The 14272-nt window shown below is 67.1% G+C and carries 11 protein-coding genes; 10 read left to right on the plus strand and 1 reads right to left on the minus strand.

What is annotated here, in order from left to right:
- Window positions 1-100 precede the first annotated feature (100 nt).
- From ACQE2J_RS06985 to ACQE2J_RS07030, 10 genes are all read left to right on the plus strand, one after another.
- Window positions 101-1312, plus strand: coding sequence for a cysteine desulfurase family protein (locus ACQE2J_RS06985; protein ID WP_426937354.1), 1212 nt, complete (start codon window positions 101-103; stop codon window positions 1310-1312).
- Window positions 1309-2529, plus strand: a complete 1221-nt coding sequence (gene mnmA, locus ACQE2J_RS06990) for a tRNA 2-thiouridine(34) synthase MnmA (RefSeq protein ID WP_426937355.1) — start codon at window positions 1309-1311, stop codon at window positions 2527-2529. Before ACQE2J_RS06985 ends, mnmA begins: the two co-directional genes overlap by 4 nt.
- Before the next feature lie 117 nt (window positions 2530-2646).
- Complete coding sequence (locus tag ACQE2J_RS06995; RefSeq protein ID WP_426937356.1) at window positions 2647-4665, plus strand: S9 family peptidase; 2019 nt, start codon at window positions 2647-2649, stop codon at window positions 4663-4665.
- Complete coding sequence (locus ACQE2J_RS07000; RefSeq protein ID WP_426937357.1) at window positions 4631-5824, plus strand: hypothetical protein; 1194 nt, start codon at window positions 4631-4633, stop codon at window positions 5822-5824. The genes ACQE2J_RS06995 and ACQE2J_RS07000 overlap by 35 nt, the downstream gene beginning before the upstream one ends.
- Window positions 5821-8067 (plus strand): NAD-dependent DNA ligase LigA, encoded by a 2247-nt coding sequence (ligA, locus tag ACQE2J_RS07005; RefSeq protein WP_426937358.1) that lies wholly within the window; start codon window positions 5821-5823, stop codon window positions 8065-8067. The genes ACQE2J_RS07000 and ligA overlap by 4 nt, the downstream gene beginning before the upstream one ends.
- 156 nt (window positions 8068-8223) lie before the next feature.
- Window positions 8224-8691: a hypothetical protein gene (locus ACQE2J_RS07010; RefSeq protein WP_135539607.1), complete on the plus strand. Its 468-nt coding sequence runs from the start codon at window positions 8224-8226 to the stop codon at window positions 8689-8691.
- Window positions 8692-8859: 168 nt separating this feature from the next.
- Window positions 8860-9165, plus strand: a complete 306-nt coding sequence (gene gatC, locus ACQE2J_RS07015; protein WP_425118842.1) for an Asp-tRNA(Asn)/Glu-tRNA(Gln) amidotransferase subunit GatC — start codon at window positions 8860-8862, stop codon at window positions 9163-9165.
- Window position 9166: 1 nt separating this feature from the next.
- Window positions 9167-10669, plus strand: a complete 1503-nt coding sequence (gene gatA / locus ACQE2J_RS07020; RefSeq protein WP_135539603.1) for an Asp-tRNA(Asn)/Glu-tRNA(Gln) amidotransferase subunit GatA — start codon at window positions 9167-9169, stop codon at window positions 10667-10669.
- A complete protein-coding gene (gatB, locus tag ACQE2J_RS07025; protein ID WP_135539601.1) occupies window positions 10666-12147 on the plus strand; it encodes an Asp-tRNA(Asn)/Glu-tRNA(Gln) amidotransferase subunit GatB in 1482 nt (493 codons plus the stop codon). Before gatA ends, gatB begins: the two co-directional genes overlap by 4 nt.
- Before the next feature lie 174 nt (window positions 12148-12321).
- Window positions 12322-13356: a hypothetical protein gene (locus ACQE2J_RS07030; protein ID WP_240689764.1), complete on the plus strand. Its 1035-nt coding sequence runs from the start codon at window positions 12322-12324 to the stop codon at window positions 13354-13356.
- Window positions 13357-13386: 30 nt separating this feature from the next.
- Here ACQE2J_RS07030 and def read toward each other — a convergent pair whose 3' ends face one another.
- Window positions 13387-13959, minus strand: a complete 573-nt coding sequence (gene def / locus ACQE2J_RS07035; protein WP_135539599.1) for a peptide deformylase — start codon at window positions 13957-13959, stop codon at window positions 13387-13389.
- Window positions 13960-14272: the final 313 nt, after the last annotated feature.

The following is a 14272-nucleotide window of genomic DNA, read 5'->3' on the forward strand; positions in this document are numbered from 1 at the left end:
CGGCATCGGCTCAAAGCAGATCCTCCGGTGCGGTCACAGGACGGGTGAGATGCCGCACGGATCCTGGCCGTCATCCCGCACACGCCCTAAACTTGAGGGGATGCCCATCTATCTCGACCACGCAGCCACCTCGCCGATGCCCGCCGAGGTGCTCGAGGTGTACACGAAGGAGCTGGCCCGCCGGGCCAATCCTTCGGCCCTGCACGCTGTCGGGCAGGCGGCACGGATGCGCATCGAAGAAGCACGCGAGGACATCGCCCGCGCAGTCGGCGCGGCCACCTCGTCGGAGGTGATCTTCACTTCGGGAGGCACCGAGGCGGACAATTTCGCGCTCAAGGGCCTCTACCTCTCCCGCAACAACGGGTCGTTCGTCGACCCGGTGCGCCCGCGCGTGCTGACGACGACGATCGAACACCCCGCGGTCCTCGAGACCGTGGAATGGCTGGAGAGCCTCGGCGCCGAGGCCGTCTATCTCGACGTCGATTCGACCGGTCGCCTCGACGTCGACGCGGCCCTTGCCGAACTGCGCCGGGCCCCAGAATCCACGGCGCTCATCAGCGTCATGGCCGCGAACAATGAGATCGGCACTCTGCAGCCGATCCGCGAGATCGGTGAGGTCGCCGCCGAACTCGGCATCCCCTTCCACATCGACGCTGTCCAAGCGCTCGGACAGATCCCACTCGACTTCGCCGGGTTCAGAGCCACGGCGATGACGATCACCGCCCATAAGATCGGCGGACCCGTCGGCATCGGAGCCCTCCTGCTCGACCGTGCAGCCACCCCGACGGCGATCCTCCACGGCGGGGGACAGGAGCGCGGTGTGCGCTCGGGAACCCTCGACGTCGCCGGCGCGGTGGCCTTCGCCGCCGCCGTCGACCTCGTCACCGGAGACCTCGAAGCACGGTCGGCACGTCTGGCGGGTCTGCGGGACCGCCTCGTCGCCGGAATCGAATCGAGCATCGACGGAGTCGCACTCTCGGGTCCGCGCGGTCCGGGCCGGCTGCCGGCCAATGCGCACTTCGCGTTCACCGGCTGTGAGGGGGACTCGCTGCTGTTCGGTCTCGACGCCCGCGGACTGGCCACCTCGACGGGATCGGCCTGTTCGGCCGGAGTCTCGCGTCCCTCGCATGTGCTTCTGGCCTGCGGGGTCGATGAGGATACGGCCCGGTCCACTCAGCGCTTCACCCTCGGCCACGAGACGACCGAGGACGATATCGATGCCCTGCTTACGGCCCTGCCCGAGGTCGTCGAACAGGCACGCCGAGCCGGGATGGTTTCGGCAACACCCCGATGGATGCAAGGAGCCTCATGAGAGTACTCGTCGCCATGTCCGGCGGAGTCGATTCCTCCGTCGCCGCCGCCCGCGCCGTCGATGCCGGACACGAAGTCGTCGGCGTCCACCTCGCCCTGTCCCGGATGCCCGGCACCCTGCGCACCGGTTCGCGCGGCTGCTGCACGATCGAAGACTCCCGCGACGCCCACCGCGTCGCCGGGATGCTCGAAATACCCTTCTACGTCTGGGACTTCTCCGAGCGGTTCAAGGAAGACATCGTCGATGACTTCATCGCCGAGTACGCGGCCGGGAGGACCCCGAACCCGTGCATGCGCTGCAATGAGCGCATCAAGTTCGCCGCCCTCCTCGACCGGGCGCTGGCGCTGGGCTTCGACGCCATCGCCACGGGCCACTACGCCGAGGTGCTGCGCGACGATGACGGGAAGCCGGAGCTCCACCGCGGAGAGGACCTGGCCAAGGACCAGTCCTATGTCCTCGGCGTGCTCACCTCCGATCAGCTCGAGCACTGCTACTTCCCGATCGGTGCCACGGCCTCGAAGGCCGAGGTGCGCGCCGAGGCGGCCGAGCGCGGTTTCTCCGTGGCGAGCAAGCCCGACTCCTACGACATCTGCTTCATCCCCGATGGGGACACGAAGGCGTGGCTGGCCGACAAGATCCCGATGCGTCCGGGCCTCATCAAGGACTCCGAGGGCGAGGTCCTCGGTGAGCACGACGGGGCGATGACGTACACGATCGGTCAGCGCAAGGGCCTGGGCATCGAGAAGCCCGCCGCCGACGGCAAGCCGCGCTTCGTCACCGGGCTCGATCCGGCCTCGAACACGGTCACCGTGGGTTCGCGTGCCGACCTCGCCGTGTCGCATCTGACGGGCATCCGCACCTCGTGGGCCGGCGCGGCTCCTGCGGACATGGGACACAGCCCGGAGGACGGCATCGACTGCGAGGTCCAGATCCGCGCCCACGCCGATCCCGTACCGGCCCGTGCCTGGCTCGGAGACTTCGTCGCCGAGGCGCCCGAACACGAAGCGAATCCCATCATCGACGAAGTCGAGGTGCCTGCGGCCCGCCCGGCCGGGCAGCTCATGCACGTCGACGTCGACGAGGAGCTCTCCGGTGTGGCACCGGGGCAGACGATGGTCATCTACCGCGGCACCCGTGTGCTCGGGCAGGCGACCATCGACTCCACGGCGAAGGACCGCATCACCCCGGCTCCGGACGCTGTGCTCGCCGACGCCTGAGGTCCCGGGCAGCTAATCACCTGAGCCCGACGCCCAGGGCAACGCAGGCACCTGGCCCGGTGCCCCGGGGCGAGGCATCACCGCCGGAATGTCCGTGACTGGCGATACTCTGGGGGCATGAAGGAATTTCCCCAAGATGTCGTCTCGGCACCTTATGGAACCTGGACGTCACCTCTCAACGCCGCCGAGGTGGCCGCCGGTGCCGCTCCGATCTTCGATGCCGCCTTCCGCGGAGACGAGATCTTCTACTCGACGAAGATCCCCGCCGAGAAGGCCCGCACCGGACTCGTCCGCACCTCGCTGTCTCGTCCCGGCGACTGGGAACAGATCCTGCCCACCGGCTTCAACATCCGCTCCGCCGTCCACGAATACGGGGGAGCGGCCTGGGCTCTCGACCCCGACAGCGAGGTCATCTACTTCGTCAACGCCGCCGATCAGCGTGTGTGGCAGATCATCCCCGGTCGGGCTCCGCACGCCCTGACCCCGGACACCTCGGGTCGGATCCGCTACGGGGATCTGCACATGACCCCGTGGGGACTGCTGTGCGTGCGCGAGGACTGCCGATCCACTCGTCGCCAGCGCGCCGTTGTGCTGCTGACCAAGCACGGGACGACGAACGTGCTTTCGACGCTGTCGCATTTCATGGCCTGGCCGCGTCTCTCGCCCGACGGCAGCACGCTGGCGTTCATCGGCTGGGAGCACCCGAACATGCCATGGGACGGCACGAATCTGTGGCTCGTCGACGTGCGCACTCCGGCGACACCGCCGGTGGCCATGGTCCGCGGGGACGCGATCGCACGCCCCCGACAGGCCCCGCCCACTCTGCCGACCCCCGACGACGGGGGAGTCTCCCTCCTCCAACCCGAGTTCACCTCGGACTCGTCTCTCCACGTCATCTCCGATCACGGCGGTCATTGGGCGCTGCACGGTCTCGACTTCGACCCCGTGGCCGCACGCCCGCTCGTCACGGACCCCGATCACGCCCCGGCCCCCGAGGTGCTCAGCCCCGACCGTCTGCGCCCCGTCCTCGACACCGGGGATGAGATCGGCGGGGCACTGTGGCAGTTGGGCACCCGCTGGCACCTCCACGACAGCGGCGAAGTGTGGGCGCACACGCAGTCGGCCACGGCCACCCTCGTGCGCAGCCACGCACAAGCCCCGAACACCTGGGAGCCGATCAACCCGGTCGGGGAGACCTTCGGCACGATCGAACTCCTCGCCCTCGGCCGGACCCACCTGCTCATGACCGCGAAATCGACGAGCCGGCCCGGCGTCCTCTGCGCCGTCGACCGCGCGACCGGGCAGTTCACCGAGATCGCCCGGGAACGACTCGACACCCATCAGGGCTACTACTCCAGACCGCGAGTCGGCGAGCTCGGGGGAGTGCCCGTCGTCATCCACCCACCGCACAATCCACGCTTCGCCGCCTCGGAGCGCGAACTTCCGCCCTATATCGTCTCGATCCACGGCGGGCCCACCGGTCAGGCGACCCCGGACATGTCGGCACGCTCGAGCTTCTTCACCTCACAGGGCATCGGCGTCCTCGAGGTCAACTACGGCGGATCGACCGGCTTCGGCCGGGCCTGGCGGGACCGACTGCGCGGACAATGGGGGATCGTCGACGTCGCCGACACCGTGGCCGCCGTCGAGGGGCTCATCGCCGCCGGTCTCGCGGACCCGGAGCGCATCGCGATCTCCGGGGCCTCCTCGGGCGGGTGGACGGTGCTCTCGGCCCTGGCCGCCACGGACGTGTTCGCCTGCGGCACCTCTTACTTCGGTGTCACCGATCTCATCCGCTTCGTCGTCGACACCCATGACTTCGAATCCCATTACATCGACGGTCTCGTCGGACCCTGGCCCGAAGCTCAGGACGACTACATCCGCCGCTCGCCGATCCGCCGTGTCACCGAGATCGACGTGCCGGTGGCCGTCATGCAGGGCGACCGCGACCCGATCGTGCCGCCCTCACAGGCTCAGGAGTTCGTCGATACACTCGAACTGTTCGGAGTGGAGTACATTTACCGTCTGTACAAGGGCGAATCCCACGGCTTCGTCCGCGCCGAGACCATCATCGATTCCCTGGAAAGCGAGTTCCGATTCTATGCCGACGTCTTCGGAATCCCGCGCGGCGGCTGAGAGCCTCGGCCAGCGCCGGGACGAGACGGGACACGCCCCGCACCCCGCCGAGGCGGTCGCCGCCCCCACCGTGCCCACCACTGTTCTGCCCGCCGCCACGACCACCGGCATCTGGCTGCCCGGAGTCCGGGACCCGCACCGCAGCTACATCGCCACGAGCCCCGTCCGCGAGGCCGCCGCAGCCGGGTTCGACATTCTCGCCGACCAGCTGCCGCCCGTCCCGCTGACCGCGCACTCGTCCGAGGACCACTGGGGTGCCGACGCCATCGGCCGTGCCGTCGGCCTGCTCACCGATCTCCACGTCGACCGCACCTCCTTCGGCTGGCGGCTGACCGCCTCGGCGGGAAGGGACGAACGACTCGAGGACTCCGCCCTCGATGAGGCGTTCGACGCGATCGCCGAATACGGTCAGTCCCGACCCGGTCAGATCCAACTCTCCCTGCCGGGGCCCTGGACGCTCGTGACCGCGCTGAGTCTGCGCTCGGGAGCCCGCGTCCTCGGCGATCACGGCGCTCGCCGCGACGTCGTGCAGGCGTACGCCTTCGGCATCGCCGCCTTCGCCGATCGCATCGCGGGCCTGGGCATGCAGCCGACCGTCCGCCTCGTCGAATCCCGCCTCAGCCCGGTCCTCACCGGCACCTGGCCGACCGTCTCCGGGTGGGCGAGCCTGCCCGCGATCAGCGAAACCCACGTGTGGGCGGCTCTCGAATCGACGCTGCGCCACCTGCCGCCGACCGTGCTCGCGCTGCCCAACCTCGATCCCCTGCACCTGCAGGGCAAGGAGATCCCCGCCGCCGAGGCGGTCCGCCGCACCGGGGCGACGGCGGTGTCCGTGCCGTTGGCGGCCCTGAGACCACACAGCTGGGAGCAGGCGGCCATCCTCGCCGAGGCGGGGCTCGGTCTCTGGATCCACCTGCCCACCGAGGCCGGTGGGCGACCGGATGCGGTCAACCACTGGACTGAGCGCATCCGCATCCCGTGGTCGCGCATCGGCATGGGGTCAGCGAGCCTGCGCGAAGTCGGCATCATCGCCGGTCCCGAACTGCCGATGACCTACCCGCCGCTGCTGGACGAGAGATGCGAACTCAGTCCCGAACACAATCGGGGGACCATGACCATCGCCGCCGGTCTGCGGCGCGCTCTTGAGGAGATCGAATGACCACCACACCGGAGAACGCGGGCTCGTCGAAAGAGAACCCGTCGAACGCAGACGCATCGAATGTGGATCTGTCGGACGTCGACCTCACGGACGCGGCCGCACGCGTGCAGGCCCATGCGCAGCTGACGGAGCGGATCGAGGAGTATCGGGCCGCGTACTACCAGGATTCCCTGCTCGTCTCCGACGCCGAGTACGACGACCTCGTCCACCGGCTCGAAGACCTCGAGAAGCAGTTCCCCGAACTCGTCACGGACTCCTCACCGACGCAGACGGTCGGCGGCGTCGTCGACACCTCGACCTTCGACCCGGTCGAGCACATCGGTCCGATGTACAGTCTCGACAATGTCTTCGACTACGAGGAGCTGCGAACCTGGTATGACCGGGTGCGGTCGGCCACCTCGGCGAAGTCGAAGTTCCTCTGCGAACTCAAGATCGACGGTCTTGCCGTCAACCTGCTCTACCGCAACGGGGAACTCGTGCGGGCCGCGACCCGCGGCGACGGCCGCATCGGTGAGGACATCACGGCGAACGTGCGCACCATCTCCGACATCCCGCACCACCTGGACACCGAACATCCTCCGGCCGAGGTCGAGATCCGCGGTGAGGTGTTCTTCCCCATCGAGGAGTTCGGCGAACTCAACGCCGCGCTCGTCGCCGAAGGCAAGGCCCCCTTCGCCAACCCCCGGAACTCCGCGGCCGGATCGCTGCGCCAGAAGGACCCGGCCGTCACCGCCCGCAGGCCGCTGCATATGCTCGTCCACGGCATCGCCGTGTGGACTCCGGCCGATGATTCGCATCCGGAACCGGCCCGCCAATCCGAGGTCTACGAACAGTTTCGGTCCTGGGGCCTGCCGATCAGCGACTACTTCAAGGTGCTGGAGACCGTCGACGAGATCGAAGACTTCATCTCCTACTACGGCGAGCATCGTCACGACGTCACGCATGAGATCGACGGCATCGTCATCAAGATCGATGACATCGCCGTGCAGGAGACGCTCGGGTACACCTCCCGTGCGCCGAGGTGGGCGACGGCGTTCAAGTACCCGCCCGAGGAGGTCACGACGAAGCTCCTTGACATCCAGGTGCAGGTCGGTCGGACCGGACGGGTCACGCCGTTTGCGGTGATGGAGCCGGTGACCGTGGCCGGATCGACCGTGGAGCGGGCGACGCTGCACAACGGTCACGAGGTCAAACGCAAAGGCGTGCTCATCGGCGACACCGTCACGCTGCGCAAGGCCGGGGACGTCATCCCCGAGGTGCTCGGACCGGTCGCGGCCCTGCGGGATGGGTCCGAACACGAATTCGTCATGCCGACCCACTGCCCGTCGTGCGGGACCGAGCTGGGAGAGCAGAAGGAGGGCGACAAGGACCTGCGCTGCCCGAACTCCAGGTCGTGCCCCGCGCAGCTGGCCAATCGAATCTTCTACCTCGCCTCCCGTGCGGCCTTCGACATCGAAGCCCTCGGCGAGGAGGCCGCACTCGCCCTCACGGCCCCGGCCGAGCCCGGGACGCCGCCGCTGACGTCCGAGGCCTTCCTCTTCGAACTCGCCGACGAGGATTCGCAGCTGCGGGCGTCGCTGGCGGATGTGAAGATCTGGCGGGACAAGAAGGTCAGGGGTGTGGCGACGGGGGAGCGGGAGCTCGTCCCCTACTTCTATACGCGTGGGACCGCGAAGAAGCCGAGTGCGCCGAGCGCGAACACGGAGAAGCTGTTCGACGAGATCAGGAAGGCCAAGGATCAGGATCTGTGGCGGGTGCTCGTGGCGCTGTCGATCCGACATGTCGGACCCACCGCCGCGCGGACTCTGGCCGCGAAGTTCCGTACCCTCGATGCCATTCGCACCGCCGAGCTCGAGGAGCTCTCCGAAGTCGAGGGCATCGGACCGACGATCGCGAAGAGCGTCCGCGATTGGTTCGACGTCGACTGGCATGTCGAGATCGTCGAGGAGTGGAAGGCCGCCGGGGTGCGGATGGAGGACGAAGAGGGCGACGCTTCGGCACAGACCCTCGACGGTCTGACGATCGTGGCCACCGGTTCGCTCAGCTCCTTCACTCGAGACGGGATCAAGGAGGCGATCCTCGGTGCCGGCGGCAAGGCCGCGGGCTCGGTGTCGAAGAAGACCGATTATGTCGTCGCCGGTGAGAACGCCGGGTCGAAGCTGGAGAAGGCCGAATCGCTGGGCGTGCCGGTCCTCGACGAAGACCAGTTCAGGACCCTGTTGGAGACAGGAGACCTCGACTGAGCACCGTCTGAGTTCCGAGCCGGGCGCCCCAAGGGAATTTATCTCGGGCCCGGGCGGTTCCATGGTGTGGCTGTTTACTCATTCGTGACCGAACTCGAAGTCCGGGTACAGACTCAGCCAAGCTCAGAGACAGCTTCGGATGGAAGAGTGTGGGACATGAGATGGATTCCCCGACTCCTCGCCGGTACCTGCGTGGTCGTCGCCGGCGCCCTGACGGCGGTGCCGGTGACGGCAGGACTGGCCGACCTGGTGCTCAATCCAGGACCGCAGTCGACCAAACGCAGTGCTCAGCCTGCTCTGACGTCCCAGCGCACGAACACACCGCCGACCAACCGCCCCGAGGAGTCGGCCGCTGCTGACGGCGGATCGCATCAGATCGTCGAAGGCACCATCGTCGACACCGCGGCCGCCGGCACCGACGCTGCCGGCATCGTCTCCACCGCCAGCACACTCGTTGCTGCCACCCCCGATGCCGCTCATGCTCGCGTGTCCGAGCTCGCCGCTGACCTGCAGGCCGGAGTCGCTGCTGGAGAGTTCGCCCAGGCCGACGCCGACCGGGTGCTCGCCGACATCGCCGGCTACATCCACGGCGAGCGCACCTGGCCCGAACGCCTCCCCGCCTAACCCACCCCTATTACTACTCGACGGCGGCGCAGCAACCTCGCGCGAGGTTGCTGCGCCGCCGTCGAGTAGTAATAGGGGTTTCGGGGAAGCTCACATCACGCCCACGAAACTGCGTCCGGGGAAGCGATTAGACTGGGTGGCAGTGTTAACGACGATGAAAGGCAGGGAATGACGGAGTCTTCCGCAATCACCCCCGAACAGGTGGAGCATCTGGCTTCACTGTCTCGGATCGCCATGAGCGAAGACGAGCTGAAATCGCTCGCCGGTGACCTGAGCACAATTCTGGGAAACGTCGCCAGGATCAACGAAGTGGCCGGCGACGATGTGCCCGCGACGAGCCATCCGATCCCGCTGACGAACGTCATGCGACCCGATGTCGTGGGCGAGACGCTGAGCAGCGAGCAGGCCCTGGCTTCGGCCCCGGCCGCAGCCGATGACAAGTTCCTCGTTCCGCAGATCCTCGGGGAGGAATGAGATGACAGAGATGACGAATAAGAGCGCACTCGAACTCGCGGCAGGACTGAAGTCCGGCGAGTTCTCCTCCGTCGAGGTCACTCAGGCGCACCTCGACCGCATCGCCGCCACCGAGGATGACTTCAACTCCTTCATCACCGTCACCGACGAGCTGGCACTGCAGACCGCGAAGGCCGTCGACGCCAAGCGCGCAGCCGGTGAGGACGTCCATGCGCTCGCCGGTGTGCCGGTCGCGCTCAAGGACCTCGTCGTCACCGAGGGGGTGCGCACGACCGCTGGTTCGAAGATGCTTGAGAACTGGGTGCCGCCGTACGAGTCGACGGTGCACAACAAGGTCAAGGCCGCCGGTCTGCCGGTGCTCGGCAAGACCAACCTCGACGAATTCGCGATGGGATCGACGACCGAGCACTCGGCTTTCGGTGACACCCGCAACCCGTGGAGCCTCGACCATGTTCCCGGCGGCTCCTCCGGCGGTGCGGCGGCTGCACTGGCCGGATTCCAGGCACCGCTGTCCGTGGGCACCGACACCGGTGGCTCCGTCCGCCAACCCGCCGCGTTCACCGGCACCGTCGGCGTCAAGCCGACCTACGGATCGATCTCCCGGTTCGGCATCATCGCCATGGCCTCAAGCCTCGACCAGGTCGGCCCGATGGGCCGGTCCGTCGCCGACGCCGCGGCCCTGCATGAGCTGCTGGCCGGACACGATCCGCTCGACTCGACCTCGCTGCCCGAACCGGTCGGCGGGTTCCTCGATGCCGCACAGACCAGTGACCTCAAGGGCAAGAAGCTCGGCGTGATCAAGCAGCTGCGCGGCGAGGGCTACCAGGACGGAGTGCGCGACGCGTTCTCCGCCGCCCTCGATGTCGCAGCAGCCGCCGGTGCCGAGATCGTCGAGGTCGACTGCCCGGCGATCTCCTATGCGCTCGACGCCTACTACCTCATCATGCCCTCCGAAGTATCATCGAACCTCGCCCGCTATGACGGCATGCGCTACGGTCTGCGGGTCGAACCCGAGTCCGGGCCCGTCACCGCGGAGACCGTCATGTCGGCCACCCGCGCCGCCGGTTTCGGTGATGAGGTCAAACGCCGCATCATCCTCGGCACCTACGCGCTGTCGGCCGGATACTTCGACGCCTACTACGGTTCGGCGCAGAAGATCCGCACCCTGGTCCAGAACGACTTCGCCAAGGCCTTCGAAGCCGCCGACGTCCTCGTGTCCCCGACCGCTCCGACCACCGCGCTGAAGTTCGGCGCGGAGAAGGCCGCGGATCCCATGGCCCTCTACCTCGGCGATGTCGCCACGATCCCGGCGAACCTCGCCGGCATCCCCGGTCTGTCGCTGCCGGCAGGACTGGCCGACGGTCTGCCCGTCGGATTCCAGATACTGGCCCCGGCCCGCGAAGACATCAAGCTCTACGAGGTGGCAGGACCGCTCGAAGCCGCACTCGAATCTGCCGGCGGACGTGTGCTCGACACTCTCGCGGAAGGACTGGAAGCCAAGTGAAATACGAAGACGCGATCAAGAAGTACGATCCGGTCATCGGCATCGAGGTCCACGTCGAGCTCGGCACCGCGACCAAGATGTTCGATGCCGCCCCCAACACCTTCGGCGGGGGACCGAACACGAACGTGACCCCCACGTCTCTCGGTCTGCCCGGGTCCCTGCCCGTGGTCAACGAGAAGGGCGTGGAGTACGCGATCAAGATCGGTCTGGCGCTCGGCTGCGAGATCGCCGAGACCTGCCGGTTCGCACGCAAGAACTACTTCTACCCGGACGTGCCCAAGGACTTCCAGACCAGCCAGTCCGATGAGCCCATCGCCTCCGAAGGTCAGGTCGAGGTCGAACTCGAGGACGGCACCATCGTCACCGTCCCCGTCGAACGCGCCCACATGGAGGAGGACGCGGGCAAGAACACGCATGTGGGCGGGGCCACCGGCCGCATCCAGGGCGCGGACCATTCGCTCGTCGACTACAACCGCGCCGGTGTTCCCCTCGTGGAGATCGTCACCCACCCGATCACCGGGACGGGAGAACGCGCCGCCGAGGTGGCCGCAGCCTATGTGCGCACGCTGAGGGACATCTTCCGCGCCCTCGACGTCTCCGAGGCCCGCATGGAACAGGGCAATGTCCGCGCCGACGTCAACGTCTCCCTGCGCGAGAGCCCCGATGCTCCGCTGGGCACCCGCACGGAGACGAAGAACGTCAACTCCTTCCGCTCGATCGAACGCGCCGTGCGCTTCGAGATCGCCCGCCAGGCGACCCTGCTCGAGGCCGGCGAGAAGATCGTCCAGGAGACCCGTCACTTCCACGAAGAGACCGGCGAGACCTCCTCGGGACGGCCGAAGTCCGATGCCGATGACTACCGCTACTTCCCGGAACCGGATCTCGTACCGTTGGAGCCCAGCCGCGACTGGGTCGAGCAGCTGCGGGCGACTCTGCCCGAGCTGCCGGCGCAGAAGCGTCGGCGGCTGCTCGCCGAGTGGAATTTCAGCGATCTCGAGATGCGTGACATCGTCAACGCCGGACTGCTGGAGGCCATCGAGGACACCGTGGCCGCCGGCACGAAGCCGGCCCAGGCCCGCAAGTGGTGGACCGGTGAGGTCGCCCGCCTGGCGAACCAGGAAGAGAAGCGCCCCACCGAGCTCGTCACCCCTGCACAGGTGGCCGAGCTCGTCGAGCTCATCGGTCAGGGCAAACTCAACGACAAGCTGGCCAAGGACGTCCTGTCCGGAGTCGCTGCCGGTGAGGGCGACCCCGCCGAGGTGATGAAGGCCCGTGACCTCGAGATCGTCGAGGACACCGGAGCTCTCGAAGCCGCAGTCGAGGAGGCCATCGCAGCCAACCCCGATGTGGTCGAGAAGATCAAGGGCGGAAAGATGCAGGCCATCGGTGCGCTCATGGGCCCGATCATGAAGGCCACCCGCGGTCAGGCCGATGCCGGCAAGGCCAAGGATCTCATCCTCGCGAAGATCAACGGCTGAGCTTCGACTCAGGATTGATCCAGCCACACCCTCTAGACTGTGCGTCCAAGGGAGCCGACCGGCTCCCGAGCACAGCGGAGGGTGTGGCTTTTCCGCATTCTCCTGCGGTCGCTGCCGATTCCCCTCGGCAGTCTGGGTGCCGCAGTCGTGCACCACACGCGTGGAGGTGAAACGGTGTCCGAGTGGAAGTCTCTGTGGAAGAGAGAGTGCGGGAAGACGGCCCCGATCTATCGGGTCCTCGTGCCCGAGAGCGTCAACGACGACGTCATGCGCGCGTGGAATGCCCGCGGCTACCGATACACGGCAGGAGCGCCGAGCGCGATCATGCTCACCGGCGGGATGGGCCGCAACTTCTTCCGCTCGAGTGTTCTCTTCAAAGGCGGCACCGCCGCCGGTACGGCCATGACCGCCGGATTCGCCGCACCCGGAGGGATCGCCCTGCTGTCAGGGTTCGGGGACGCGGCACTGACCTTCGGCGGGATGGGAGCGGCCACAGCGGTGGGCACCGGTATCTTCGCCGCCGTCACCGGGCCGAAATACCTGCGTGATCCGAAGCGCCTGAGCCGGAAGAATCGTTCCACGGCCACCGGCGCCCGCTGGATCACCCCGGCCAGCCTCGGCTATGTCGCCGGGCGCAAAGACGGGCGCGACACCGATGAGCAGCGTCTGTTCCACCTGGCCGTGATGATCGCCCGCAAGATCGTTCGGACCCGTGCGTGGACCCATCCGATCCTCAGAGACCATGTCTCGCGAGTTGACCTCGACCATGCTGTGGCATCCGTGGGCATCCGTCTGCAGGAACTCGTGAGCCTGCGGGAGGAGATCGAGGGCATCCGTGATGCGGGAACCGCGAAGTCGGTTGAGACCTATCTGCAGAAGCTGGCCGTCGCCTTCACCTCGATGGCGCATCGAGTCGAGTCGATGTACGAGTACTATGAACGGCTGCTGGAACTCGACGAGCAGCTCATGCTGCTGCACAACTCCGAACGCTCACGCGAACTCGGTGACCGCGTCCTCGACGTGCTCTCCCGCACCGCCGCCGACGATTCCGCCGACTGGCAGTTCCGGGAGCTGCGCATCGATGCGGAATCACAGTCGTCGATCATCTCCGGTCTCGTCGCTGAACTCGACGAGACGGCCGATGACTTCGACGACTTCGACACCCGACTGGCCGCGGCACAGAAGTCGATCGACGAACTCGAGGCCTGAGCAGATCGACGAACTCGCGGCCCGATCTCCTCAGTGTCCGAAGGGGTCCGGGTCGACTCCCGGCATCCAGGAACGGCCGGGTTCGTTGTAGCCGTGGGCCGCCTGCGCACTTTTCCACTTCTTCGACCAGCGTTTGTCCAACCGGTCGACGTAGAGAGTCCCCTGCAGGTGGTCGTACTCGTGCTGCATGATGCGGGCGAACCAGCCTTCGGCGGTGAGCGTCACCGGCCGTCCCGATTCATCGACGCCGTTGACGGTGACCCGGTCGGCGCGCTTGAGGGGGAAGTCGAGACTGGGCACCGATAGGCACCCCTCGGACTCGTCCTCGGGATCCGGGCGGGTATCGGGGACTTTCGAGGCGATGAGGATGGGGTTGACGAAGGTGCCGCGGCGGCGGACGCCGTGATCGTCATCGGCGTTGAAGACGAAGATAGCCTTGCCGACGCCGATCTGCGGTGCGGCCAGGCCGACGCCGTTGCTGGCGTCAAGCGTCTCGTGCATGTCAGCGACGAGCGCGGCGAGAGCCTCGTCGAACTCGGTGATCTTCTCGGCCCGGCGATGCAGAACGGGCTCGCCGTAGACGACGATGGGATGAATAGCCATGAGCACAATCGTATCGGTATCGACGTCCGCGCCGCGCCCGGCACCCGTGCTGCCGCGGGCGCGAGAAGCCGGTCCCGATTGCTCAGCGGTTGAAGGGTCGTATGCGATCGACGTTCACGAGTCCTCGCCGCAGGAACGCCGAATGTTACACGATAAGTCGAATGGTTTCGCCGCGAGCGAACACGGATTGTTGAGCAACAATTCTGGGAACATGTTCAGGGGAGGCGTGGTTAAGATGAGCACAAGCCGTCTCGGACCACGAGATGCCAGCTGTCGCTCAATCCCTGTCTCAGCAGGTCTGCCAAACAGTGAG

This window comes from Brevibacterium sp. LE-L, assembly GCF_050214925.1.
In the GTDB taxonomy this organism is placed as follows: domain Bacteria; phylum Actinomycetota; class Actinomycetes; order Actinomycetales; family Brevibacteriaceae; genus Brevibacterium.